The sequence below is a fragment of the Psychrobacillus sp. Z16_25 genome (assembly GCF_056856695.1).
Genome location: NZ_JBXEOV010000001.1, coordinates 336,264 through 361,406 on the forward strand (window position 1 = coordinate 336,264; position 25,143 = coordinate 361,406).

Below are 25,143 nucleotides of genomic sequence, written 5' to 3' on the forward strand. Positions count from 1 at the left end.
GATAAACTTTAATAAAAGTTAGTAATAATGTTATGTTAGCGAGGATTCTTTATGAAAAAAATTCTTACCGTCAGTATATTTATCCTATTGCTTACTGGAGCCCTTGGATTTGCAGCCTTTTATATCTGGTCCCAGGAAACTTACGAGCCTTCTGAGGAACTTTATACGTATATAGATACTGATGAGATTCAGTATGAAGAGAATTGGCTCGTTTTCGAACCTATTGAGGAGACAAAAGGCGGTGTCATTCTTTATCCGGGTGCCAAAGTGGAGCCGGAAGCGTACAGCTATTATGCTCGAGGATTGGCAGATAACGGCTATACAGTCGTTATACCAAAGGTTACTTTAAACTTTGCAATTTTTGATGTCGATCAAGCGGAACTTATTATAGAAGAGTTCAGCAGTATAGACAACTGGTTTGTTGGTGGCCATTCGCTTGGAGGAGTAGCAGCTGCTTCCTATGCCTACGATCACCTGGATGAGGTGAGGGGAGTTATCTTTTTAGCTTCATATCCGAGCAATTCCGCAGATTTTTCTAAGAAAGAAATACCAATGCTTTCTCTTTACGCCGAGCATGATGGGTTAACAACAACTGAGAAAATAGAGGAAACTAAACATTTGCTATCTCCAGACACTACCCTGTATGAAATAAAAGGCGGAAACCATGCCCAGTTCGCTATGTATGGGGAACAAAAAGGGGATGGGAAAGCAACGATCACCGCAAAAGAACAGCAAAATGAAATCATAAAAGCAACGGCGCAGTGGCTACAAGCTACAAACAATTAATAATAGAAAAAAAGAAATAACAAGCCAAAGAAAAATCACATCCAAGTAGAGGTGTGATTTTTCTATTTGATGGATTTACATTTTTTACTATAATGATCAAAATTATAAAGTAAATCTGCAAGAATTATCCAATTAAAAAGTATAGAATCCTACTCGCTGTTATTTTATAATACGTTTGTGAAGTAACACACAAACTTTTAAAAGATACTGCCTCACGATAATAATGCATAGTTACTTGTTATTGTTTAATAAAAATTTTTGTAACGAAGATAAGGAAGATTACTATTATGAATAGAAATGTAAGACAATATATTGGAATTCTAGCAGCAATTGTTATTTACTATATAATCCATGAAGGGGCTCACCTTCTAGTAGCATTACAATATGGTGTTTTTAAGCAGGTTAATTTCATGGGGCTTGGTATTCAGGTGGATGTATACCATACGCAGATGACGGATTATCAGATGGGAATCTTCTGTCTGGCCGGTGCAATGGCAACCTTTGTTTGCGGTTGGCTTCTCATTATTTTGAGCAGACGAATCTGTGCAGCTAAATCGAAGGTTTTTCGTACGATTGCATGGTATACCTCACTAGTCATGCTACTACTTGATCCTATCTATTTGAGTGTACTTAGTGAGTTTTTTGGTGGTGGCGATATGAACGGAATCTTGCTAATCTGGCAGGAAGGGATTGTGCGGGCATTCTTTGTGGGGATTGGTCTTATTCATGTGCTCGTCATCTTCCGCTACCTACTACCTAAGTATAAAGCGTCCTTTGCTGAGAGTAAGAGAGATGAAGAAGCTACAGTAGTATAGCTATATCATCAGTCGCTTTAACGCAGAGTCGACAATGCTGTGAAAAAAACAGCTTGTCTGGCTCTGTTTTTTTGTATATTTAAATTTTATTGATTCTAGCCGTTTTACTAGAACTGGGATCTTTCTTTTATTTTGAACTTCTTATTGTATAAAAATATGCTTTGGATAATAAAAGTGGATTGTAGAAAGTAAAGACTGAACAAAATATGGTATGCACCCGTAGAACTTAAAGTTTGTAGCGTGTTATTAATTGTAAGAAAAATCGAACTTTATAAGAGTTGGTTTCGTCTTTAATGGAAATGAAATAATTATATGAATCTGGAGTTCATCGGAGCACTGATAACACGGGGGGAAAAGATGAAGCGAACAATAAGATCAAAGGTGTTGACCGGTTATGATTTATTCTTAGCGACAGGTGCAATTTGGTTGGGAATTCAGATGGTGATGTTACGTAACGGAACAATCTTCGGAGAAGCATATCCTGATAGTTGGGCATCCAAGCTTCCATTTGACAGTTGGGTTATGCCAGGGATACTTGCAATTGTCATATTTGGGCTGGGTAATGTGATTGCTGCTGTATTTAGTTTGAAATATAGCAATAATAGTTCATGGTATATCTCTGGATTAATGGGAGCAATCTTTTTTCTTGGCTTAATTATTCAGCGCATTATTGTAGGGGAAACCTATATTGTAACGAATCCATTTTTAGCTTTAAGTATTATTCAGTTATTTCTAAGTGGCTACGTGTTTATGGGGTCAAGAAAAGAGCTTTGAATATAGGAGGCATTGATCGTAAAAGGTTAATGCCTTTTTTGGAAAAGGAGACGGTTTCCATATGATTTCATTAAGTGCTATATTGATTTTGCTATTTTTCTACATGAATGTTGGAAAGAGAGTAGAGCATGAGGTGTTATCGAATGAAGATTCTCCTGTTTTTATACAGAATGCAATAGAAAACAATTATAAAAACTATGGTTTTAGTGTGTTTCAAGATGAAAAGAATACGTTCATCTACTACAACAGCGATTCAGTACCCAATGAATATATAACAAAGGATTTAAAAGTAAGATATAAAGGTGGAAAATATGTAGCTACTGCAACAGTCAAACCTGCTGTAAACACTCCAAACACTGATAAGCTAGTTAAACTCAGCAAGATATCAGACAAAGACCTCGTTCTAAAAGTAAACATTAAGTAATTCTAAGAAGTAAAAAGTCAGTTTAGTTGAATAAAAAGGGTTTTGGGAGATTATGAAGAAATGTTTGTTATTGGGGGTTTAACAAGGGTTAGTAAGACAGTAGTTGAAAAAGGATGATATCTTTATTTATAGAAAGTACATACAAACATATTTTTAGGAGGTTTTTAATGGATCACTCATTTTCTATGTTTCTAGACAATTATTTAAATGCTTGGAGAACCTCCTCCTTAGAACAGCTAGCAGAGCTAATTTCTCCAGATTATCAAGCAAGAGAAATAACTGGTGGGAAAATCGTTGACTTTGGCTATGAAGAATCAGTAAGTGGATGGGAACAGGGCTTTCATTTTGCAAAAGAAAATAAGGCTCAATGGGATATAAGAGTAATTTCCATTCTTCCTTTAAGAGAAGAAGAAACCATGGCTATTTTATCAGCAACCTTGGAGATTCAAGGCAAACGTTTAGAAACAGCCAATTTATTCTTCCAAACTTTTAGAAAAGATAACAACACCGATTGGAAACTAATCAGAAGTTATATCGAAGCAGGAGTAACTCTTGTTCATACAAAAAATGTGCTATTCAATTAACAGGGAGGCATAAATGGGAGATAGATACTAGGGTTGGGGGAGTAACTTCAAATGTGACGTCTAATAAGAGTTGATTGTAAATTACAGGGAGTAGAGGTTTGTAAGGCTAGAGACTTAACTTAAATTCCTCCTTAAGCTCATTATTATTATCTTGTTCGTAACTTATGCTAGAAAAAAAGAAAGTGGGTCACAGATAAATATGAATCGAATTTGGAAAGTTATAAGGAATATTTCATTATCCCTCCTAGCAGTGTTAGTTATTTGGGTTGCTTTCAGCAATATCATGACAGTCTACGAACAAAAGAAATACAACCCCATCGGACAATTAGTGGAAGTTGATGGTAGAAATATGCACATTTATACAAAGGGTGAGGGTGATGACACGATCGTTTTATTAAGCGGGCTCGGAACAGCAGCACCAGCTTTAGATTTTGCTCCTTTAATAGATGAATTGTCAAAAGATAATAAAGTAGTAGTGGTAGAGCCATTTGGATACGGATGGAGTGATAGTACCAAAAAAGAACGAACAGTTGAAAACATGGTAGAGGAAATAAGAGTAGCATTAAAAAAATCAAACATACCAGGACCGTATATTCTAATGCCACATTCGGTTTCAGGAATTTATAGTATGTATTTTGCTAATACATATCCAGAGGAAGTGAAAGGTATCATAGGAATTGATCCAACATTACCACAAGCTTTAGAATATTTTGGTGAGGATGCCCCTTCCATGCCTGAGTTTTTAAGATATCTGGCACCAACCGGAATCGCTAGATTAGCATTATATATTAATCCGGAAGGTTTTCTACCTATTGCTGATGATGGGATTTATTCTGAAAAAAATTTAGAAATGACCAAGGCGATTTCCGCTTGGAAGGGTTATAACAAAAATGTTGTTGCTGAAGCCAATGAATTAAAAGACAACATTAACAAAACCGTTGATATGAAGTTCCCATCTAATCTTCCAGTATTAATCTTTACAACGGAAGATGAAAAGGTAACAGAGGATGGCAAGAATAACGTGTCTTTTTATAAGACGCAGTTAACTAATAATCCTGCAAGTAAAGTTGAAGTCTTACAGGGCCATCACTATCTTCATTGGACACGTTATAAGGAAATGAACAAAGAAATAAAGGAATTCACAAATTCATATGTTGATCAATAAATAAATTGCGAATGTTAGGGGATTGACGTATCAAGGAATATAGCCGTTCTATAAAGTTTTTAATCACTCTCGTAGGACATTGATTATAAATAATATTCATTCTCAAAATATGTTGTAATTTAGGGAGCAACCATAGGAATTCATGGGCGGCGGCACATCTTTCTTTTTTCTCACTTTCTCAGTGAGAGAGGGGGTGTTGCTGATGACAATAGAACAAGCATTAAACCTGATGATTTCGTTTTCCACGTTAATCGTCGCGATACTTGCTTTGTCATTTACTTTTACGAAAAAAAAGTAAACCGCCCCTCAGCCTAGCACGCGTGTTGACGGTTTACTGTGCTGTTCGCCTTTGAAGCGAACTATGATGTTGCAAAAGACTGTTGGTGTTACAGCACCAATAGTTTTTTTATATACTCTTACCTTACCCATATTATATCATATCAATCACTATTTTCAGTGAATTCAGTGGTTATCATATTTATTTCAGATACTTTATAGGACTTTTTCTTTTTGACTAGAGTGAAATGCTATTGTTACACGAATCCAACATCGATTAAATTTCGTTTTCTTGAAATGGATATTTATGTTAAAGTGATAACAGTTTATGAAGGTTCACCCATACATGAAAGTAGCAGTTGTTTACTAAGGGGGATATGAAAATTGGAGAAGAAATATAGTAAGTACTCAATAAGTCTAATTGTCGTTGGGATTTTTATTGCGTACATGATTTTTCCGCCTATCAATTTTACTTTTGGAAAGTGGTCGATGGTAGCCATCCTCATTGGTTTTGCTATCTATTTAACTGGCATAGCACTTGGAATTATCGCTTTTATTAAGAAAGAAAAAGGTTTTATTAAATACATTTCGCTCATGTCTATTTCGTTGGGTGTTTTGTTTGTTGTATTCCTCTCCTATATATTCGGAGGAGAAATCTAAGTAATAACGAGTGGACGGTTTACTGTTTGCTTGTGCTGTTCGTCCTTGAAGCGATTTATCCTTATTGCTAAGACTGTTGGTGTTCCTGCACCAAGGTCTTTTTTAATACACTCTTTCCTTACCCCCTTTCATAACATATTATTCTATATTTTTGATAAATTCAGCACGTTTGGTATAGAAAGAATATATGTTAATTTGAATAGATGAACTTAACAAATAGATAGGGGAAACGACAGTGAAGCTACCAACTTTTAAATACAATCCTAATCCGATTAAATTAGGAGTAATAATAGAAGAAGAAACGATATGTCCTGTTTGCAAGAAAAAAAGAGATTTCGTCTATGAAGGGCCCTTTTTTTCAGTAGAAGAAATGGAAGGCATTTGTCCTTGGTGCATCGCGGATGGTTCTGCAGCAAAAAAATATGATGGCGAGTTTCAGGATGCACATTCATGCGAAAAAGTTGATCAAGAGGCTTATGTAGATGAGCTTATTTATAGAACTCCAGGTTATACAGGATGGCAACAAGAATATTGGCTTAGTCATTGTGGTGACTTCTGTTCCATTATTGATTTTGTTGGATGGGACGAAATAAAACATTTAGAAGTTGAGTTAAAAGACGACATCGATAAAATTTGTGAAGATTATCAATTAACATACCAAGAATTTAAAGATACTCTAGAAGTTGGCGGTGATTTACAAGGTTATTTGTTTAAGTGCAATTGCTGTAAACAACATCGACTTCATGCAGATATGGCATAAGGTGAATATATGGCTGACAAAAAAGCGTTAAAAATCTTATTTAAACGGTACTGGTCTTCTAATGGGTGGACAGATGCTTATATAAGCAAGGAAGAGCTTGATTACGCCAAAAATGCTGGGATTATGTTTGATCCTCATAAATATCTCTCATAATGAACTCATCCAAGATATTACTGAATTAACTAACAATCTGGACTTAAAAGAAGTCTCAGAACAATTTATTGCTAGTTTGTCCACGCGAAGGCTAGATCTACGTTCAGCTTTAGGTAGTTATATAGTAGGGAAGCATTTATCCCAGCATCCGTTTACAGGAGTGGGAAGTTATTGTAAATACTGCGGTTCTTTCCATAAAAAACCGGAAACAGTAGACGTAAATGTACTGAACTTTGAAAGGTACAAATGGGGAGGGGTTCGCCATTTAGACCCTTTATATATCGCTTTTGATTTAAAACAATTTGCAAAGACAGAAAAACTAGTGCCAACTTTAGAGGATTACGAAATATTACATAAAATACTTCATACCATTCAAGAATTCCCTAGCCAGGGCAAAATCCGAGATTTAGAAAAATCGTTGGCTAAATTATTTAAATCAAACAAAGAAGAAAGAGAAGTATTGCTTCAAATTTAGGTTATTGTTCTATTCTTTCTACAAAAGAATATCCTGGGTTTTTGAATGAATTTATTCCTTTTACTGAAAGAGCAGATCCTAACCATTATAAAAATGATTGGGCATACCCGGTATGCTGGTGGACAAGTGCCAGCGGTTTACATATCGAGGCAACCAAACTTGTTTTTCCTCATGCTTTTACTAATAAATAATATTAACGGACTTAAAAACTAGCAACAAGTCTTAACCCATTAAGATGGATCGTTGCTAGTTTAGGTGAGGAGATTTATAGTGAATGTAAAATTAGCAGCAGAAGTATATAGAATTGGGTACTCCATAGGTGTTTTTACGATGCAAGAAGTAATAAAGTGGGCGGATTGCGTAATTGAAACCCTTGATAGTCCGCCTTATGAAATAATTGATTTGTCTTTATCCTCCAAATTGAATATCAAAGAATTTCTGTGGAAATTAGAATCAATTAAAGGGGAGGTGGAACAGGATCTTGCCCCGAAGGTACTATTGGGGTTATTACGTGATACCCTAGATAGACACCAAGATTTAAAAGACGTGATAAATAAAATGGATAAGTTAATTAAGTATGTCCCGAACAGATAGAGATGGAAACTCACTATTTATCAGATGCATTTTATTTAGCAGAGAACGGAGCATATAGAGACTTAAAGGAAGTGCGTGGTGAAACAGAAGACTTTCTGGATGAATTTGTTAAGTTTAGCGACGATTTTATTAAAGGGGAAAACTACGTTACTTAACTTAGAAAGATAGTAGATGGTAAATAAATCAACCAACTGTAAGTAGAAAAACATTAAACTTTCAAGAAGGTGCGATATGTTGGATATTGAAAAAGTAGATGAAAAGTTACGAACATTCATAAACGAAACCCCAACTTTAACAAATGGGTATGACTTAATAGAAGAGTATGTAAGGGAAATGAATCAAACAGTAGATTTACGTAACTTTAACAAACAACTATCTACTAGCTATAAACAATTCGAGAATTGGCTTACTCAATTATTTGAGCAAGAGAAAGTACAAGAGGGTATTCAAGCTTTTCTTTTTGGTCTATTTGAAAATGAAGAGGGCATTCAGCTTTATATTACAGGTTCCACAGAATGGGAATTCGACGATGATGATTGGGCAAGTAATAATGATTATTTCCCTGAAAGTAGGTATCCTCGTATAACTCTCTATCATGATTTGTATGATTTTTGGGATGATAAGTTTTACGTAGGATTATTTCTAACCCTTTCGTCAACTATCATTTTTGCCAATACATATCTGATTGCCAATCCTTCAAAATTTCCTGAAGAAATAGTCTTGGTAACAGGATTTGATGATGGAGATTTATATAATTTCTCTCTAAAGAAAGAAAATAAAATAACCTGTTTCGTTAACTAACCTTAGGTTTAGCTAAAAGATTCGCAATACATAGAAGGAGAAACATGGAAAGTAGTAAGACAAAATATGGTATAATTAGATAGCAACCATAGGCATTCATGGGCGGCGGCATATCTTTCTTTTCACTCACTTACTCAGTGAGAGGGAGGAGGTGGTGCTGATGACAATAGAACAAGCATTAAATCTGATGATTTCGTTTGCCACGTTAATCGTAGCAATCGTTGCTTTGTCATTTACTTTTTCGAAAAAAAAGTAAACCGCCCTAAGCCTCTAAGCAACTGGTCGGTTTACTAGATCATGTGCTGTTCGCCTTTGAAGCGAACTATGATGTTGCAAAAGACTGTTGGTGTTGACGCACCAGCGGTCTTTTTTAATATACTCTTACCTTACCCGTATTATAACATACCAATCTCTATTTTCAATTAATTCAGTGATTATTATTAACTTGAGATTCCTTGCATACAGATAGTCGCATTTCTGGGGATATCCTTTTCGTTTCACGCGTTAATCGTAGCAATCGTTGCTTTGTCATTTATTTTAACGAAAAAAAAGTAAACCGCCCATAGCCTCCAAGCAATGGCGGTTTACTATACGCTATGCTGTTCGTCTTTGATGCGAACTATGATGTTACGAAAGACTGTTGGTGTTGACGCACCAGTAGTCTTTTTAAATTTACTCTTAAGTTACCCATATTATAACATACCAATCTCTCTTTTCAATTAACTCATTAGCATCTATGAATAGAGATCTATTTTTATAATTAAGTTCTAATTATAAAAAAGAACCCAGAACAAATGGAGCTACTAACAAAACAATAGCTATGGAAATAAAGATACGGGTTACTGGCTTTGAAAACTTTTCTCTTCCCGGTCCCTGATACCATCCACTAAATTGAAGCTTATTTCTATAAAGAATGAACAGTAGAGTAAGTATTCCCAAGCCGCCTAGCAATCCAAATTGTTCAGCATGAAACCCCTCATAGATATTCAATAAAATATATCCAAAAAAACCGCCAACTAGCATAATTAGTAAAAGTATTCGTACTAACTCTAATAAAACCCTCATGTCTCTCTCCTAACTTGACATTCTTTTCTATTACACACTATCGTAACATTAATTTTTAGGAAATTGTAGAAAACTGTAAAAGGTGCCACCATCTTCTGGCAGCACCCTTGTACTAATCTAATCGATGTTCTTCATATATGTCTTGCTTCGTGATTTCCGCTGCTTTTTGTAATACCTCAGGAGAAACTGATTGCTCATATCCTGCAATCGTATCCTGTAGCTGCTCAGGTGAGCTAGCGCCTGCAATTACGGACCCGGTGACATTTTGCTGAAGGATGTATTGGATTGCAAGTGCATTTAATGGCACTCCCAGCTCCTTTAATTCCGTAATTGTCTTCTGCAATTGCTCTTGTGAATACGTGAGATATTGCCCCATCTTACTAGCACGAGCTAAACCTTCCTCTGTCAATAAACCCTTCGCAAGGCTACCTCTTGTCAAAAGGGACGCTCCTTTATCCTCGAGCAGATATAGCCATTCCTCTGGGCGTCTATCCAACAGACTATACTGCATCATCACGGAAAGGGCATTACTTTTCTCTAAAAATCGTTGAATAACAGTAGGGCGGATAGAGGAAATGCCGTACTCTCGAATCAAACCTTCTTTTTTGAGCGCCTCAAAGGTATCAATAACCTCATCGATATTATCCTCCATCGTGCCACCGTGCAATTGATACACATCAATGTAGTCTGTTTGTAGCCTTTTAAGAGATTGGTGAACGGCCGATTGGATCCATTCCTTTGAAGCATCCCAATACCAGCCTTCTCCGTCCTCATTTAAGCGATTCCCAACCTTTGTAGCGAGTATGATATCCTGGCGTCTTTGACGTAAAGCATTTCCAACCACTTCTTCATTTCTTCCACGGTCATACAAATCCGCGGTATCAAAATAATTAATACCGGCATCGAGTGCAATGTCGATAATTTTTTCTGCCGCTTTTAGGTCAGTAGGTAGCGACATACAACCTAATCCTATTTCTGATACTTGTAATGAACTTTTTCCAAGCTGTCTCTTTTCCAAGATTTATCACATCCTTTCCTCCATGGTACAATGACAGTAACAAGGTTTTCAACAGAGAGGAAGTTTCGAATGAAAAAATTTGAAGAAAAAACGATCCAAACGGAAAAAATTTACGACGGGAAGATTATTACATTACAAGTAGATGATGTGGAGCTTCCGAATGGAAAGCAGGGAAAAAGAGAAATCGTCAAGCACCCTGGAGCAGTAGCGATTATCGCTCTGACAAAAGACAATAAAATCATCCTAGTCGAGCAATATAGAAAAGCATTAGAACGATCCATCGTGGAAATCCCGGCAGGCAAAATCGAAAAAGGGGAGGCACCAGAAAAAACTGCTCTCCGAGAACTAGAAGAGGAAACTGGCTACACCACATCCCATTTAGAATACATCCAATCCTTTGCGACGTCTCCAGGATTCGCAGATGAAATTATCCATCTATATTTCGCCAAAGGCATCGAAAAAGTAGAATCTCCACTCGCAATGGATGAGGATGAATTCGTGGAACTAATGCATCTTTCCATAGAAGAAATGGGAGAGCTAGTAAAAAGCGGCGCAATCTACGATGCCAAAACAGCCTTTGCTTACATCTGGTTGAAGGATTATTTGGGGAACTAAGATACGTATCCTTGTGGATGGATTCAGGTTGAGGGAAGAACTACTTAAAATCTAAGGGGATTATGTAAATGGGAGTAATAGAATCGTTCATTTTTGCAGCTGGATTTACATTTTTAAGAGTACTCCTTGATAAACTGGCTATTTATTAGAGAGATTTTATTGTTTACTTTGTTCACATTTGTACTAACGAACCTAATAGAATTAGTGTTCTGAATGCTGTTTTAGATAGGGGGGTAAAGATTGAAGAAAATAAAAATCCTAGGAAGTTTAATTTTGTTGTTTTTGGTTGGTTGTTCAAATGAAGAGGAATACACTACAGTAATTTCTGAGTATGAAGAACAGATTGATAACTTAAAAAAAGAAAATGAAAAATTAAAAGATGAACTGCTTGAAATGCAAGGAGATTATAGCAGCTCTTTGCAAACGACTGATAGAGATTCCAGAAGGATTATGAGGTTAATTGCAAAAGAAGATTTTGAAACTTTAAGAACAGAATATGGAGATGTATTTGAAGTAAAAGACAACTTTATACACTTTAAAGAACCAGGCGACAATATACCTTTTCCCATTAATCTTGCGGGACAACCGATGTTCATAGGTTTCTTCAATAAGCATTCTGAGGCAACAGAAATCAGTTATTATATTGAAATGCCTGACACGGGCGAATATGCCTTGACTGTGTTCCATTTTGATAAAGAAGGTAAATTTAAGCATATCCTTTTTGGGACTAGATAAAATTAAAGACGGAATATTGGGGACGCCCGATATTCCATCTTTTAAGTAGCTCCAGATTAATCTAGTAATGTAGCCACATAGTTTTTAAGGGCCTTTGCAATTAACTTTCCAGTAGTATTTTGTTTTGTACACTTTGTATTTATATTTATGAAAAGAAGCGACCGGCGGCGACTCCTGTGGGATGAGTGAGACAGATGAGACAGCACACCGACACGCGTAAGCGGCCGGTGCTGGGTCATCGCTCACCCCACGGAAAGCGTCCGCCAGGAAGCGACTATATTTTAACACCAGCAGTTAATCTATAAGAAGGTATTTAAAGTTGGGTTACAGAAGATCCTAGACTTTATTTTTCATACAGGTTGGAAAACTATGAACGTCCCATCGTATGACAACTTTTTCCTGACCAACATCCTGTGGGCCTAACAGAGAGCGTCTGCCAAGAAGCACCTATATTCTAACATCATCAGTTAATCTAAAAGAAGGTATTTAAATAGTAGTTTACGTTCAAGCAAATTAGCAGTCCCCCAAAAACTATCTCAAATCTATCATGTTTAAAATAGTACAAGCATAGGATGGGAATAGACAGGGGGTGTTCCAAGATGAACCAGACTTTCACTATACTCATTTCATTATGCATACTTGTCAGCAGCTTCGCTGGCGGCCTACTCGTTTTCGAAAAAAGTACACCAGAACAGCAGCAATGGATCATTAACCTCTTAGACTCCAGAGTTTTACTAGAGGGACAACCGTCATTCCTTGATACCATTCTTCCACACGTACTCGTAGCCATCGTGTTCTTCTTGTTTTATCAGCATCGTTATCTGCAAAGAGCCGTATTACTAATCTGTGCCTTTAAAATAACCTTCTACGGCTTCTGTTCCAGCTACCTGCTACAAATACAAGACTCCACCTTTCCCTATGTATTTTGGTGGTTCCCATTTCAACTGATTTATTGCTTACTATTACTCGTGCTCTCGCACAAGATTAATTTGTTTACAATCGCCATCTATGGAATTACTATAATAATAGAATTCTTGTTACTGCCATTTATACTACCTAATAATTAATATTAAATTATAATTATTATTGGTTGAATCTCTTGTCAGAGGAAATCAATTATTGGTATAATGGAGGAAGTTAAGGAGGCGTCATATGGAAAGCCGTATTGAGCGTATAAAAAAACAATTATCTGGTGCGAGCTATAAACTGACGCCACAGCGTGAAGCGACAGTGAGAGTTTTGCTTGAAAATGAAGAAGATCATTTAAGTGCGGAAGATGTTTTCTTACTAGTTAGAGAAAAATCTCCAGATATTGGGCTTGCAACAGTTTATCGAACACTTGAATTATTAAATGAACTAAATGTCGTAGATAAAATCCAATTTGGTGATGGCGTCTCTCGATATGATTTAAGACAAGAGGGAGCTACCCATTTTCATCATCATCTTGTCTGCATTGAATGTGGAGCGGTGGATGAAATTCAGGAAGATCTGCTAGAAGACGTGGAAGCTATTGTAGAGGAAAGATGGAACTTCCTTATAAAAGACCACCGGTTAACGTTTCACGGAATTTGTCATCGTTGCCAAGATAAATAGAAAAGGATAGCTGCTGGCTATCTTTTTTTTGTTTCATGAGTTTATAACTTATGGATTAGTGAGTCGGCTGGCGAGTAGAGTGGAGAGAGGAATTACAACATTATGTTGGATCTTTACAATATACTGGTCTGTTTTTACAACATTAAGGCTCAGAATTACAACATTAATGGAATCTGCTGCTTAGCCAGAGAGAAATTACAACATTACTTCTCATTTTTACAACATACTGCTCTCTTTTTACAACATTAAAGCTAAAAATTACAACATTAGGAGAGCAGACTGCTTGGGCGGAGAGGAATTTCAACATTACGTCTCATTTTTACAACATTAACACTCCGAATTACAACATTAGCCGAGCCGAATAGTAAGGAGTAGAATAAATAATCAGTGACCTTATACATACCAACAGCAAGAGTAGGAGGGATTCTATGAAGGAAGGTTTATCTCAATTAGAGGATTATTTGCATTTTTTGAGGATTGAAAGACAGTTAGCGGAAAATACTATAGTGTCTTATAAAAAAGATTTGACTGATTATTTAAACTCTATCTTGGAGCGACAGCATTTACAAAGCTTAGATGAGGTAGATAGAACAAATATTGTGATGCACTTGCGGTATTTGAAGGAAAGTGGGAAATCGCCAAGGTCGATTGCTCGACATATATCTTCTATTAAATCTTTTCATCAATTTTTACTGAGAGAAAAAGTTACGAATACAGATCCGACCATTCATCTGGAACAGCCCCAAATTGATCAAAAGCTACCAAACTTTTTATCTGTGGAGGAGCTAAATCGTCTGTTAGAGGCCATTGATACTTCGAAACCACAGGGAATAAGAGACCTTGCGATGTTTGAACTGATGTATGCAAGTGGTATGCGTATAAGTGAGTGCGTAAACTTAGATATGGAAGATCTTCATTTGAATATGGGGTTTGTTCGTGTTTTTGGAAAGGGTGGTAAGGAGCGCATCATTCCACTTGGCGGGGCAGCGATCAGGGCTTGTTCTTTATACTTGGAAGAAGGTAGGCCGAAGCTAGTAAAGCCAGATGCTCGTACGAATGCCATCTTTATTAATCAAAGAGGCAAGCGACTAACCAGACAGGGGATATGGAAATTATTAAACAAGCATGTTCAGCAGGCTGGTATCCATAAGGAGATTACCCCCCACGTCCTAAGGCACTCATTTGCCACCCATTTAATCGAAAATGGAGCAGATTTACGGTCAGTACAAGAAATGCTTGGACATGCAGATATTTCTACCACACAGATTTATACCCACGTGAGCAAGAAACGCTTAAAAGAAGTGTATAAGCAATTTCATCCGCGTGCATAAGGTCAGAAGTCTGACATGTAAATTCTGTGGCTTTTTGATATAATTAACGGGTAACTAGGAGGTTATGTATTTATGGGAAATTTTAAACGTGTACATGTAATTGTAATGGATTCTGTTGGAATCGGAGAAGCTCCCGATGCTGGTTCTTTTGGGGACAAAGGCTCTCATACACTAGGTCATATCGCAGAAGAAATGAATGGCCTTCAAATGCCGGAAATGCAAAAGCTTGGACTTGGGAATATTGAGCCTTTAAAAGGGATCGACCCAGTAGAAAGCCCAATTGCATACTACGGAAAGATGCAAGAGGCCTCTGTTGGAAAAGATACGATGACTGGTCACTGGGAAATCATGGGGTTAAATATTGACAAGCCTTTTAAGGTTTACCCAAACGGATTCCCTCAAGAGCTAATTGCTGCCTTGGAAGAAAAGACTGGCAGAAAGGTAATTGGAAACAAACCTGCTAGCGGTACAGAAATTCTAGATGAGCTAGGAGAAGAGCATATGAAAACTGGGGCTATCATTGTATACACCTCAGCTGATCCAGTTCTTCAGATAGCTGCTCATGAAGAGGTTGTTCCTTTAGAGGAGCTATACCGTATCTGTGAAATTGCTCGTGAACTTACGCTAACCGAAGAGTTTCTAGTTGGTCGTATCATTGCTCGTCCATTTGTTGGACAACCAGGAGCTTTTGTACGGACATCCAATCGACACGATTATGCATTAAAGCCGTTTGGTCGCACAGCGATGAACGAGCTAAAAGATGCTGGTTATGATGTGATTGCACTAGGAAAGATTCATGATATCTATAATGGTGAGGGTATTACAGCAAGTGAAAGAACGAAGGATAACATGGATGGTATGGACAAATTTATTGCAACATTAGAAAAAGAATTTACCGGTTTATCGTTCTTGAATCTTGTAGACTTTGATGCGCTGTACGGACATAGACGAGATGCATTAGGATATGGGAAAGCATTAGAAGAGTACGATGCTCGACTTAAAGAGGTGTTTCCTAAATTGACGGATGATGATTTACTGATTATCACTGCAGACCATGGAAATGACCCAACTATGCCTGGTACAGATCATACGCGTGAATATGTGCCATTACTTGTGTACTCCACACGCTTTAAAGAGCCAAAACAGCTGCCTCTACGAATGACGTTTGCTGATATTGGTGCAACTGTTGTCGACAACTTTGGCGTAGAGAAAACGGCATTTGGAGAGAGCTTTTTATCGTTATTAAAGTAAAGGAAGTGTTTGTATGAGAATGATTGATGTTATTGAGAAAAAGAGAGAAGGCTTCCCATTAACGAAGGAAGAGATTAATTTCTTTGTAAACGGATACACGGACGGCTCAATCCCTGATTATCAAGTAAGTGCGCTTTTAATGGCAATCTACCTGCAAGGTATGAATGAAGAAGAACGTACGAACTTGACGATGGCGATGGTGAACTCTGGAGAGCAAATCGACTTGTCTGCTATTGAAGGGATTAAGGTCGATAAGCACTCTACTGGTGGAGTTGGAGATACGACAACGCTTGTTCTAGGACCTCTTGTGGCAGCTTGTGGTGTCCCAGTTGCGAAGATGAGCGGACGAGGACTTGGCCACACTGGTGGAACGATTGATAAATTAGAGGCAATCGAAGGTTTCCACGTAGAGCTTTCTCCAGAAGAATTTGTGAAGCAGGTAAATGAGCTGAAGCTTGCTGTGATCGGGCAAAGCGGAAACTTAACTCCAGCGGATAAAAAGCTATATGCACTTCGCGACGTGACTGCTACTGTTAGCAGTATCCCGTTAATCGCTAGCTCTATTATGAGTAAAAAGATTGCTGCAGGAGCAGGTGCGATTGTTTTAGACGTGAAAACCGGTGAAGGTGCCTTCATGAAAACGACGGATGATGCTAGAGAGCTTGCAAAAGCGATGGTTCAAATCGGTAATAGCGTAGGTAGAAAAACGATGGCAATCATCTCTGATATGTCTCAACCGCTTGGAAGAGCGATTGGAAACTCTTTAGAGGTAATCGAAGCAATCGACACGTTAAAAGGAAACGGCCCTGAGGACTTAACGGAGCTTTGCTTAACACTTGGCAGCCAAATGGTTGTTGTTGGTGGAAAGGCATCTACGTTAGAAGAGGCTAGAGCAATGCTGGAAAAAGTAATAGAGGACGGCTCAGCATTACGCATCTTCAAGGAATTTATCAAATGGCAAGGTGGAAATGATGCCGTAGTGGACGACGTTTCTTTATTGCCAAAAGCGAAATTTACATTCGAGGTTCCTGCAAATAAAAGCGGATATATCACTTATATGGAAGCAGATGAAATCGGAACGGCAGCCATGCTACTAGGTGCTGGTCGTGCGACGAAGGAATCAGAAATCGATTTAGCAGTTGGAATCGTTCTGAATAAAAAAGTAGGAGATCGAGTGGAGCAGGGAGAATCCATTGCGACGATTCATGCGAATACAGAGGATGTAGGGCAAGTGCTGACGAAACTGAATGAAAATATTCATATCGAAGCAGAGAAAAAGGATGCTCCTCCATTAGTTTACGAAATAATAACTGAATAGTACGATACCCTTCATAGGCATTTTCCAAAGGTTTAAAAACTTTTGGGAGATGCCTATTTTTTGATTAGAAAATCCAAAATAATCTCATACTAGAAATGTATATCTCCTATGTCGAATAGAGACTAATAAACAATCATTTCTTCTACTTTTGTCATGTGCAAGGAATTCAGGATGGAAGTGTGGAATTGCGCTATCAGAGGAGGCGAAACTATATGATACATGAAGTAGAAAAAATTGGTGATGAAATTATTATTATTCGATTGAAGGGTGAGCTTGATCATCATAGTACGAATAATATTCGAAATGAGATTGTACCGATGATTAAAAATGGCTCTATCAAAGTGATAGTTTGGAATTTAGAAGATTTACTATTTATGGACAGCTCAGGAATAGGACTAATACTAGGTAGAATGCGAGAATTGGCGCCTATTGATGGACAAACGATTATTGTGAATCCATCTCCTACTATGAGTAAAATCTTTCAGTTTGCAGGTTTAAGTCCATATATCTACAGTGAGTCAGAAATTGAAATAATTTCAAGATTAGGGGGAATCGTCTATGGACAATGAAATTACATTAACGTTTGTTGCCAAAAGTGAAAATGAAGCATTAGCGAGAATGGTAATGTCTAGCTTTATATCTGCTATAGATCCGACGATCGAGGAGCTTTCTGAATTTAAGACCGTTATTTCAGAGGCTGTCACCAATGCTATTGTACATGGCTACGAGGAAGATGGAACTGGCAAGATTGAGATGCATGCTCACAGAACCGATAGAGAGGTAGTAGTTTCGATTGTTGACTATGGGAAAGGAATCAAGGACATTACACAAGCTCGTGAGCCCCTTTATACAACGAAACCTGAGCAAGAGCGTTCAGGAATGGGCTTCACGATTATGGAGAGCTTTAGTGATGATGTAGATATCTACTCTCTTCCTGATAGGGGGACGACTGTAACTATTACGAAGAAATTTGTACCAATTCATGAATCTTGCAGGATAGTCTAATGATCAACAATAAACCAACAATATTACTCACCCAAGAAAAAATGAGAGAGCTCATTGCATTGGCACAGGCAGGCGATAAGTTTGCTAGACAGCAAATGATTGAAGGTAACACAAGGTTGGTTTGGTCCATCGTTCAACGATTTGCTTCGAGGGGAGCGGATCTAGAGGATTTATTTCAGATTGGCTGTATTGGATTAATGAAATCGGTAGACAAGTTCGATCTTTCTTATGAGGTGAAGTTCTCTACTTATGCGGTACCGATGATTATAGGAGAGATACAGCGTTTCTTGCGAGACGATGGAATGGTGAAGATTAGCCGCTCCATCCGAGAGCTAAATTTTAAGATTCGACATGCTACAGACGACTTTTTAAAGGTTCATGAGCGTCAGCCAACGATTCTAGAACTAGCAGCTATTTTAGAAGTGTCTAGAGAGGAAATCGTCATGGCGACAGATGCTCTCCGTGATCCAGCATCCTTGCAGGAGCAACTATATGAGAATGATAGTGGTGATGCATTGACACTAATGGATCAAATGAGAGACGAACGCTCGGAGAAGTCCTTTGACCATATTCCGTTAAGAGAACTAGTGGAAAAATTAGAAAAACGAGAACAGATGATTATTTATTTGCGTTATTACCTAGACTGTACTCAGAGTGATATAGCAGAACGCTTAGGCATATCCCAAGTACAGGTATCACGCTTGGAGAAGAAGATTCTTTCGCAGCTCAAGACTTGGCTTGTTCCTGTGGGAGCTTCTACGAAATCAAAAGCAAAAGATAGGTGATTAACACGAAACCACTGTTCAAAAGCATGTCAGATGCAGAAGCATTTTTGAAAGAAAAGTTTGGAGAGAATGAAACATACGATTTTGGATTGCTCCATACTCATTTATACAAGTTCCCGGTTTTATTGGTCTATATCAATGGACTTATTGACGGCCATTTGTTAACCGATATTTTAACAAGAACACAGAGAGACTATCCTGAGCCCGCTGTGGATGAGCAAGAAATAATGAGACACTATTTTCCTTTCTACTCCATTTCTGAGTATGATGATAAGGAAAAATGGTTAATTGCTTTACTCAGCGGTCAGGTGACCTTTATTCTGAAAAATGGTTCTGTCTATACACTCGATGTCAGAAGCTATCCTGGAAGAAATCCAGAGGAGCCGGATAATGAAAAGGTAGTACGTGGTTCAAGGGATGGCTTCACTGAAAATATTATCCAAAACACAGGACTCATTCGACGGAGGATTAGAGATACAAATCTTCGCTTTGAGATGCATCGTATTTCGAAGCTAAGTCAAATGGATGTAGCGATTTCTTACATTAAAGGTATTGCGAATGATGATAATTTAGACTTGATTCGCAAGCGATTAAAGAAGATTAAGCATGATGGATTTACGATGAGTGATAAGGCGTTGGAGGAATGGCTCTTCAAGCAAGGGTTTCATCCTGTACCCTTTGTAAGGTTCACAGAGCGACCTGACATAGCTGCGGCACATTTGCTAGAAGGACACATCATTCTAGTGGTAGACACTTCTCCTTCCGTTATCATCGTTCCTACAACCCTATTCCATCATCTGCAGCACGCAGAGGAATATAGACAGGCTCCTGCGATCGGTACCGTTGTTCGGTGGATTCGCTATTTTGGTGTTTTCTTTAGCTTGTTTTTGCTCCCTTTCTGGTATTTGCTAGCCAAGCATCCGGAAATACTCCCGAAAGCATTGGAGTTTTTAGGCCCCAGCGAAAAGAGTTCCATCCCGCTTCTCTTGCAGATTATCTTCGCGGACTTAGGAATAGAGTTTTTGCGACTGGCCGCCATTCATACGCCGACCCCGCTCTCGACTGCAATGGGAATCATAGCCGCTTTAATCATAGGTGACATGGCGGTGAATGTTGGCTTGTTTGTTTCAGAGGTTGTTCTATATACAGCATTAACAGCCATCTTTACATTTGCGATACCTTCCTACGAGATAAGCATTGCAACGAAAATCTTCCGAACGGGGCTATTAATAAGTACTGCAGCTTTTGGGATAAATGGCTTTTTCATCGTTTCGGTTATTTTACTTTGGTACTTATGTAGCGTAAAACCTTTAAATGTGCCTTATTTATGGCCGTTTCTTCCATTTTATCCGATTGCATTTATTCGCACGATTATACGCTTTCCGATGCCGACAAATGCGAAAAGGCCATTTATTACACGAGCACTTGTTCGTAAACGTTCCTAGGTACAATTGCATTTTCCTCCTTTCCTATGGTAAAGTTCTTATAGAATTCATGGAAAAGAGGCGAGATACATGGTTACCGTATCAGAGCATACAATCGATGAAAAAGGTCATCTCGTACTAGGTGGAGTAGATAGCGTAGAGCTTGCCAAAACTTATGGGACACCACTTTTTGTATATGACCTTTCTCTCATTCGAAAAAGAGCACAAGCATTCCTAAATACATTCAAAGAATTGCATGTAGTTGCACAAGTTGCCTATGCGAGTAAAGCATTCTCCAGTGTGGCGATGTATCAGGTGATGAACCAAGAAAATTTATCATTAGATGTCGTTTCGGCTGGAGAGCTTTATACTGCAATAAAGGCTGGCTACCCTGTAGAGCGTATTCATTTTCATGGGAATAATAAAAGCAAGGAAGAATTATTACTAGCACTGGAGCATAACATTGGTTGTATAGTAGTAGATAACTTTTATGAAATAGAGCTGTTACAAGAGCTAACAGCCCAACGAAAGCAACAAGTAAGCATATTACTCCGTGTCACACCAGGAGTAGAGGCACATACACATGACTATATAACGACAGGCCAACAGGATTCGAAATTTGGTTTTGATTTACTGAATGGACAAGCTGACGAAGCATTTAAGCAGGTCTATCAGAATCCATATTTAGAACTTTTAGGTCTCCACTGTCATATTGGGTCTCAAATTTTTGAAACAAGTGGCTTCAAAGTAGCAGCTGAAAAGCTTATCAAAAAAATGATTGAATGGAAAAGTACATACCAGTACACTTGCACCGTTTTAAACCTTGGGGGAGGCTTTGGAATAAAATATACAGAGGAGGATACTCCGCTAGAGCCTTCTGTTTATGTCAAGGAAATGGTTCAGGTAGTGAAGGAACTGGTGGCAAAAACATCTTTTTCGATGCCGGAAATATGGATAGAACCTGGTCGTTCCCTTGTAGGCGATGCAGGAACTTCTTTATATACAATCGGCTCAGAAAAAAAGGTTCCAGACATCCGGAATTACCTATCTGTTGACGGTGGAATGTCAGATAATATTCGCCCCGCGCTATACGGAGCAGTTTATGATGCCATGATTGCAAATAAAATGACAGAAAATAAAGAAATTGAATATACTATTGCAGGTAAGTGCTGTGAATCTGGCGATAAGCTAATTGAAAGCGTCAAGCTTCCAAAGGCTGAACCAGGAGATATTCTTGCGGTATTTTGTACAGGTGCTTATGGTTATTCAATGGCAAGTAATTATAACCGAATTACAAGACCGGCAGTCGTTTTTGTGGAAGATCAAAAGCATCAATTAGTTGTAAGAAGAGAAACTTTAGAGGATATTGTTCATCTGGATCTTCCTTTTACGATGGAGAGAGGGTGATTTATTTGAAGAAGTTTAATATAATATTATTTCTAATACTTTTTCTTACGGGAATTGCTTGGGGAGTAGCCTACTGGTTATTTGTCGCCCCGAACGCTGATATTTAGAGCTAGACAACCTAAGTAATTGGTAGTAAAGTTCTTTTAAAGAAATTAAAAGAGGGTTATATACATGTTATATCGCTATAAAAAAGCATATGAGAAAATATCGATGGGTCTATTATCATTCATGCCACAGGAAAAGGACGTAAAAAAATTACTAGAAACAATTCAACAATACGAGTCAAATCCTGACTGGCATTTATTTGTTTGGAAAAAAGGCGAGGATGTTGTAGGTATTATTGGTATCCGCATGGAAAACAATACCGCTATCTTGCAGCATATCTCTGTGAACCCTTCCCATAGAGGAGAAGGAATCGCCAAAAAAATGATCCATTCCTTACCAGCTCAACTACAAAATGCCAAAATCATCCCAGCCGAGCAGGTCCAGGCTTTTTTTGATAAGTGTAAACAGGAAACGGACGAAAATGAAATCTAACAAAAAAAGTTACAAGAGTGCTGAATCTACCGATTTAGCACTCTATTTTTATAGTAAGAGATATCTTCTGTCGGAGCATGTGCTAGCAGGAGAAGGGGCCCATGTATCGAAGCAACTCGATTGCCAAACAGGCGAAGCCGCCCCCATTTTGTCGTTACTCTCAGTTGGAGGTCATTTACTCTCGGATGGCCAACGTATACTCTCGCATAGAGAGACTTTATTCTCGGATAGACCACTTTTACTCTCATTGGAGGGAAATACTCTCGTTCGGGGAAGATTTACTCTCGGATAGCGCCCATTTATTCTCAGTCAGAAACGGCAAAACGCTTGCCAGCAGGAGAAGGGGCCCATCTATCAAAACAACTTGATTGCCAGACAGGCGAAGCCGCCCTCATTTTATCATTACTCTCAGTTGGGGATCAGTTACTCTCGGATAGCCAACGTATACTCTCGTATAGAGAGACTTTATTCTCGGATAGCCTACTTTTACTCTCATTCGAGGGGAATACTCTCGTTCAGGGGAGATTTACTCTCGGAAAGCGCCCATTTATTCTCAGTCAGAAATGGTGGACCGCTTGCCAGCTAGAAAAGCAATTCATGGTGACAAACTCCAAGCCCCCAAACATAAAAAGAGTCCTACAAATTCAGCTTGCCATTAGGAATTCATAGGACTCTTTATTTATCCCGCATTAAGGGCCAGTAAGACTCCCACTTCAAGATGGCAAAAGAAATGAGACAGCTAAGTGGGAGATCAACTGTCCCTAAAAGCCCGATTGGTTCAACTAATGATTGGTGGGGGATGAAAGAACCCCCCACCAATCAAAGTTTCACTTTATATGTACATATTACTTGACCGGTTCTCTTTTTCTGTAAACGGCTTTCCCATGACCCTACTCGCTTCGTCTTTTTTTCTGTTTTTCTCGTTCTGCTAGTATTTCAGAGCGGTCTCGGAGCATATGCTTATGAGTAAGATATTCCGTATCTAGTAGAGTTAGCTCTTCCTGTGCGATAAGCTGCTCTAGCTCTTGATCTTTTATTGGCAGAAGAAAGTGTTGAAAGGCATCCTGTCTTTCGATGGCGGACAAGGATTGCTGCGCCTTTTCTATTAGTTCAGGAAAGTCGATGTACTGGTCAAAGGGTGATAAGGAGATTTTCTCCATACGTTGGATAAAGGTTTTCATCGTCTTTCTAGCCCCGGCAAAGTTACCTCTTCGCCAATGGTACATGGAGGTAGAAAGGAGAACGAACACCGCTGCCGGATGTTCCTTGTTTCCGGGGGCAACCTCCTTCCAATACTCCTCTAAAAGCTCGTGACATTCAAAATAATCGAAGGTTCTATTAAACTCTTTTATAAACTGAATAAAATTGGGATGTAATGTAGGGTGCAATAAGCTCACCTTTCCTCTATAATAATGATTAAAAATGAATTTTAGGTGGAGTTTTATGTCTTATGAAGTAAAAACGGAAGCTTTTGAGGGCCCGCTTGATTTATTATTGCACTTAATCAATCGTTTGGAAATAGATATCTATGATATAAAGATGGCAGAAATCACGACGCAATATATGGAGCACATACACGCAATGAGTGTATTAGAGCTGAATGAGGCAAGTGAGTATCTAGTAATGGCGGCGACCCTATTATCCATTAAAAGCAAAATGCTCTTACCGATTCATCAGGATGAGGATATGGACGCCGACTTTGATATCCCTTATGAGGATCCAAGGGACGAGTTAGTGCAAAAGCTGATAGAATACAAGAAATATAAAGAGGCAGCGGAGAATCTACAGGAGCTGGAAGGAAATAGAAGTCTTTTCTTTACAAAGGCGCCGACAGATCTTAGTGAATACCAGTCTAGTCAGCAGCTTGCTTTATTCGAGTTAGATGTAAATGTCTATGATATGCTTGGTGCGTTCCAAAAAATGCTTAGAAGAAAGCAGCTTAGCGCCCCTTTACATACAAGAGTTAGTAGACAGGAAGTATCGATAAAAGAGCAAATGCATAATGTAGTAACTACTCTTCAAAAGCACAATGGTAGATTATCCTTCTATGATTTATTTCCGACGAGAGATAAAACAACCATTGTCACTACTTTTCTTGCATTACTAGAGTTGATAAAACGTAAAGTAGTACAAGTAGAACAACAGCATAATTTTGAAGAGCTAGTAGTAGAGTTAGGAAAGGAAATAGATTTTGATGACACGTTTGAAGAGTAAGATTGAGAGCCTCCTATTTGTAACTGGAGAGGATGGTTTAACGAAAAAACAGCTTGCATTTTTGACCGACAGCACGGAGGCGGAAATCGCAGAAGCACTTGATCAGATGATGATGGAATATGAGGATGATGAAACGAGGGGGATACAGCTAAAGCAGCTAGCTGGAACTTATCAGCTGGTGACAAAGGAAGAAAATATTGAGTACCTTCAAAAGCTGGTGGAGAATCCGACAGTACAATCATTATCCCAGGCGTCTCTGGAAGTCTTGGCCATCATTGCATATAAGCAGCCTATTACAAGGGTAGAGATAGAGGACATTCGAGGAGTGAAGTCTGAACGTCCGATCCATACACTTTCAGCGAAGGGACTGGTTCAAGAGGTTGGACGCGCAGAGGGAACAGGGAGAGCTATTTTATACGGTACGACAAACGAATTTCTTCAGTATTTTGGTCTGAAGGATTTACACTCATTACCTCCACTTCCAGAGGATATTGAGGTAGACGAGATGGATGACACGGATTTATTTATGACGAAGTTTCAAGAAACCTTTGAGGGATGAAATAAATTACAAAGGAGTA

Annotated in this window: 31 protein-coding genes; 28 read left to right on the plus strand and 3 right to left on the minus strand. The window is 38.4% G+C overall.

What is annotated here, in order from left to right:
• The first annotated feature begins 51 nt into the window (after positions 1-51).
• The 13 genes from AC1VU3_RS01640 to AC1VU3_RS01700 all read left to right on the plus strand — a co-directional run bounded on the left by AC1VU3_RS01640 (position 52) and on the right by AC1VU3_RS01700 (position 8,523).
• A complete protein-coding gene (locus AC1VU3_RS01640) occupies positions 52-786 on the plus strand; it encodes an alpha/beta hydrolase (protein ID WP_482982558.1) in 735 nt (244 codons plus the stop codon).
• Positions 787-1,073: 287 nt separating this feature from the next.
• The gene (locus tag AC1VU3_RS01645; protein ID WP_482982559.1) at positions 1,074-1,601 is read left to right on the plus strand and encodes a hypothetical protein; all 528 of its coding nucleotides are present in this window, start codon (positions 1,074-1,076) and stop codon (positions 1,599-1,601) included.
• Positions 1,602-1,958: 357 nt separating this feature from the next.
• Entirely contained in the window at positions 1,959-2,375 is a 417-nt protein-coding gene (locus AC1VU3_RS01650; RefSeq protein ID WP_482982560.1) for a hypothetical protein, read from the plus strand.
• A 61-nt stretch (positions 2,376-2,436) separates the two neighbouring features.
• Complete coding sequence (locus AC1VU3_RS01655; protein WP_480389464.1) at positions 2,437-2,799, plus strand: hypothetical protein; 363 nt, start codon at positions 2,437-2,439, stop codon at positions 2,797-2,799.
• 167 nt (positions 2,800-2,966) lie between these two features.
• Positions 2,967-3,383 carry a nuclear transport factor 2 family protein gene (locus AC1VU3_RS01660; protein ID WP_482982561.1) on the plus strand — a complete coding sequence of 139 codons (417 nt, stop codon included), beginning with the start codon at positions 2,967-2,969 and terminating at the stop codon, positions 3,381-3,383.
• 199 nt (positions 3,384-3,582) lie between these two features.
• On the plus strand, positions 3,583-4,548 hold the full coding sequence (locus tag AC1VU3_RS01665) for an alpha/beta fold hydrolase (protein ID WP_482982562.1): 966 nt from the start codon (positions 3,583-3,585) through the stop codon (positions 4,546-4,548).
• Between the two features lie 202 nt (positions 4,549-4,750).
• Complete coding sequence (locus AC1VU3_RS01670) at positions 4,751-4,846, plus strand: putative holin-like toxin (RefSeq protein ID WP_482982563.1); 96 nt, start codon at positions 4,751-4,753, stop codon at positions 4,844-4,846.
• A gap of 362 nt (positions 4,847-5,208) precedes the next feature.
• Positions 5,209-5,484, plus strand: coding sequence for a hypothetical protein (locus tag AC1VU3_RS01675; RefSeq protein WP_482982564.1), 276 nt, complete (start codon positions 5,209-5,211; stop codon positions 5,482-5,484).
• A gap of 235 nt (positions 5,485-5,719) precedes the next feature.
• Positions 5,720-6,244, plus strand: a complete 525-nt coding sequence (locus tag AC1VU3_RS01680; protein ID WP_480389470.1) for a CbrC family protein — start codon at positions 5,720-5,722, stop codon at positions 6,242-6,244.
• Positions 6,245-6,341: 97 nt separating this feature from the next.
• Complete coding sequence (locus AC1VU3_RS01685; protein WP_482982565.1) at positions 6,342-6,872, plus strand: hypothetical protein; 531 nt, start codon at positions 6,342-6,344, stop codon at positions 6,870-6,872.
• Positions 6,873-7,142: 270 nt separating this feature from the next.
• Positions 7,143-7,466 carry a hypothetical protein gene (locus AC1VU3_RS01690; RefSeq protein WP_482982566.1) on the plus strand — a complete coding sequence of 108 codons (324 nt, stop codon included), beginning with the start codon at positions 7,143-7,145 and terminating at the stop codon, positions 7,464-7,466.
• Positions 7,467-7,697: 231 nt separating this feature from the next.
• Positions 7,698-8,267 carry a hypothetical protein gene (locus tag AC1VU3_RS01695; protein ID WP_482982567.1) on the plus strand — a complete coding sequence of 190 codons (570 nt, stop codon included), beginning with the start codon at positions 7,698-7,700 and terminating at the stop codon, positions 8,265-8,267.
• Positions 8,268-8,427: 160 nt separating this feature from the next.
• Positions 8,428-8,523: a putative holin-like toxin gene (locus AC1VU3_RS01700; protein WP_482982568.1), complete on the plus strand. Its 96-nt coding sequence runs from the start codon at positions 8,428-8,430 to the stop codon at positions 8,521-8,523.
• Positions 8,524-9,038: 515 nt separating this feature from the next.
• Here AC1VU3_RS01700 and AC1VU3_RS01705 read toward each other — a convergent pair.
• Positions 9,039-9,332 (minus strand): hypothetical protein, encoded by a 294-nt coding sequence (locus AC1VU3_RS01705; RefSeq protein ID WP_482982569.1) that lies wholly within the window; start codon positions 9,330-9,332, stop codon positions 9,039-9,041.
• 112 nt (positions 9,333-9,444) lie between these two features.
• A complete protein-coding gene (locus tag AC1VU3_RS01710; RefSeq protein WP_482982570.1) occupies positions 9,445-10,350 on the minus strand; it encodes an aldo/keto reductase in 906 nt (301 codons plus the stop codon).
• A 69-nt stretch (positions 10,351-10,419) separates the two neighbouring features.
• Between AC1VU3_RS01710 and AC1VU3_RS01715 the strand changes: the two genes are divergently transcribed.
• The 13 genes from AC1VU3_RS01715 (at position 10,420) to AC1VU3_RS01775 (ending at position 22,351) form a co-directional block, all read left to right on the plus strand.
• A complete protein-coding gene (locus AC1VU3_RS01715; protein WP_482982571.1) occupies positions 10,420-10,965 on the plus strand; it encodes an NUDIX domain-containing protein in 546 nt (181 codons plus the stop codon).
• Positions 10,966-11,205: 240 nt separating this feature from the next.
• Positions 11,206-11,700 carry a hypothetical protein gene (locus tag AC1VU3_RS01720; protein ID WP_480389483.1) on the plus strand — a complete coding sequence of 165 codons (495 nt, stop codon included), beginning with the start codon at positions 11,206-11,208 and terminating at the stop codon, positions 11,698-11,700.
• Positions 11,701-12,299: 599 nt separating this feature from the next.
• Complete coding sequence (locus AC1VU3_RS01725) at positions 12,300-12,767, plus strand: hypothetical protein (RefSeq protein ID WP_480389484.1); 468 nt, start codon at positions 12,300-12,302, stop codon at positions 12,765-12,767.
• Positions 12,768-12,852: 85 nt separating this feature from the next.
• On the plus strand, positions 12,853-13,293 hold the full coding sequence (gene fur / locus AC1VU3_RS01730) for a ferric iron uptake transcriptional regulator (RefSeq protein ID WP_480389485.1): 441 nt from the start codon (positions 12,853-12,855) through the stop codon (positions 13,291-13,293).
• Between the two features lie 428 nt (positions 13,294-13,721).
• Positions 13,722-14,624 carry a site-specific tyrosine recombinase XerD gene (gene xerD / locus AC1VU3_RS01735; protein ID WP_480389486.1) on the plus strand — a complete coding sequence of 301 codons (903 nt, stop codon included), beginning with the start codon at positions 13,722-13,724 and terminating at the stop codon, positions 14,622-14,624.
• Positions 14,625-14,696: 72 nt separating this feature from the next.
• A complete protein-coding gene (gene deoB / locus AC1VU3_RS01740; RefSeq protein WP_482982572.1) occupies positions 14,697-15,875 on the plus strand; it encodes a phosphopentomutase in 1,179 nt (392 codons plus the stop codon).
• A gap of 13 nt (positions 15,876-15,888) precedes the next feature.
• The gene (locus tag AC1VU3_RS01745) at positions 15,889-17,193 is read left to right on the plus strand and encodes a pyrimidine-nucleoside phosphorylase (RefSeq protein WP_482982573.1); all 1,305 of its coding nucleotides are present in this window, start codon (positions 15,889-15,891) and stop codon (positions 17,191-17,193) included.
• Positions 17,194-17,405: 212 nt separating this feature from the next.
• On the plus strand, positions 17,406-17,762 hold the full coding sequence (locus AC1VU3_RS01750; RefSeq protein ID WP_480389489.1) for an STAS domain-containing protein: 357 nt from the start codon (positions 17,406-17,408) through the stop codon (positions 17,760-17,762).
• Positions 17,752-18,198: an anti-sigma F factor gene (gene spoIIAB, locus AC1VU3_RS01755; protein ID WP_480389490.1), complete on the plus strand. Its 447-nt coding sequence runs from the start codon at positions 17,752-17,754 to the stop codon at positions 18,196-18,198. The genes AC1VU3_RS01750 and spoIIAB overlap by 11 nt, the downstream gene beginning before the upstream one ends.
• Positions 18,198-18,983, plus strand: coding sequence for a SigF/SigG family RNA polymerase sporulation sigma factor (locus AC1VU3_RS01760; RefSeq protein ID WP_480389491.1), 786 nt, complete (start codon positions 18,198-18,200; stop codon positions 18,981-18,983). Before spoIIAB ends, AC1VU3_RS01760 begins: the two co-directional genes overlap by 1 nt.
• Before the next feature lie 26 nt (positions 18,984-19,009).
• On the plus strand, positions 19,010-20,428 hold the full coding sequence (locus tag AC1VU3_RS01765) for a spore germination protein (protein ID WP_482982641.1): 1,419 nt from the start codon (positions 19,010-19,012) through the stop codon (positions 20,426-20,428).
• A gap of 69 nt (positions 20,429-20,497) precedes the next feature.
• On the plus strand, positions 20,498-21,814 hold the full coding sequence (gene lysA / locus AC1VU3_RS01770) for a diaminopimelate decarboxylase (protein ID WP_482982574.1): 1,317 nt from the start codon (positions 20,498-20,500) through the stop codon (positions 21,812-21,814).
• Between the two features lie 171 nt (positions 21,815-21,985).
• Positions 21,986-22,351: a GNAT family N-acetyltransferase gene (locus AC1VU3_RS01775; RefSeq protein ID WP_480389493.1), complete on the plus strand. Its 366-nt coding sequence runs from the start codon at positions 21,986-21,988 to the stop codon at positions 22,349-22,351.
• An 890-nt stretch (positions 22,352-23,241) separates the two neighbouring features.
• On the opposite strand, the gene AC1VU3_RS01780 is transcribed toward AC1VU3_RS01775, so the two are convergent.
• A complete protein-coding gene (locus AC1VU3_RS01780; protein ID WP_480389494.1) occupies positions 23,242-23,739 on the minus strand; it encodes a DUF309 domain-containing protein in 498 nt (165 codons plus the stop codon).
• Between the two features lie 55 nt (positions 23,740-23,794).
• Between AC1VU3_RS01780 and AC1VU3_RS01785 the strand changes: the two genes are divergently transcribed.
• Positions 23,795-24,565 (plus strand): segregation/condensation protein A, encoded by a 771-nt coding sequence (locus AC1VU3_RS01785; RefSeq protein WP_480389495.1) that lies wholly within the window; start codon positions 23,795-23,797, stop codon positions 24,563-24,565.
• Complete coding sequence (scpB, locus tag AC1VU3_RS01790) at positions 24,546-25,124, plus strand: SMC-Scp complex subunit ScpB (RefSeq protein WP_480389496.1); 579 nt, start codon at positions 24,546-24,548, stop codon at positions 25,122-25,124. Before AC1VU3_RS01785 ends, scpB begins: the two co-directional genes overlap by 20 nt.
• Positions 25,125-25,143: the final 19 nt, after the last annotated feature.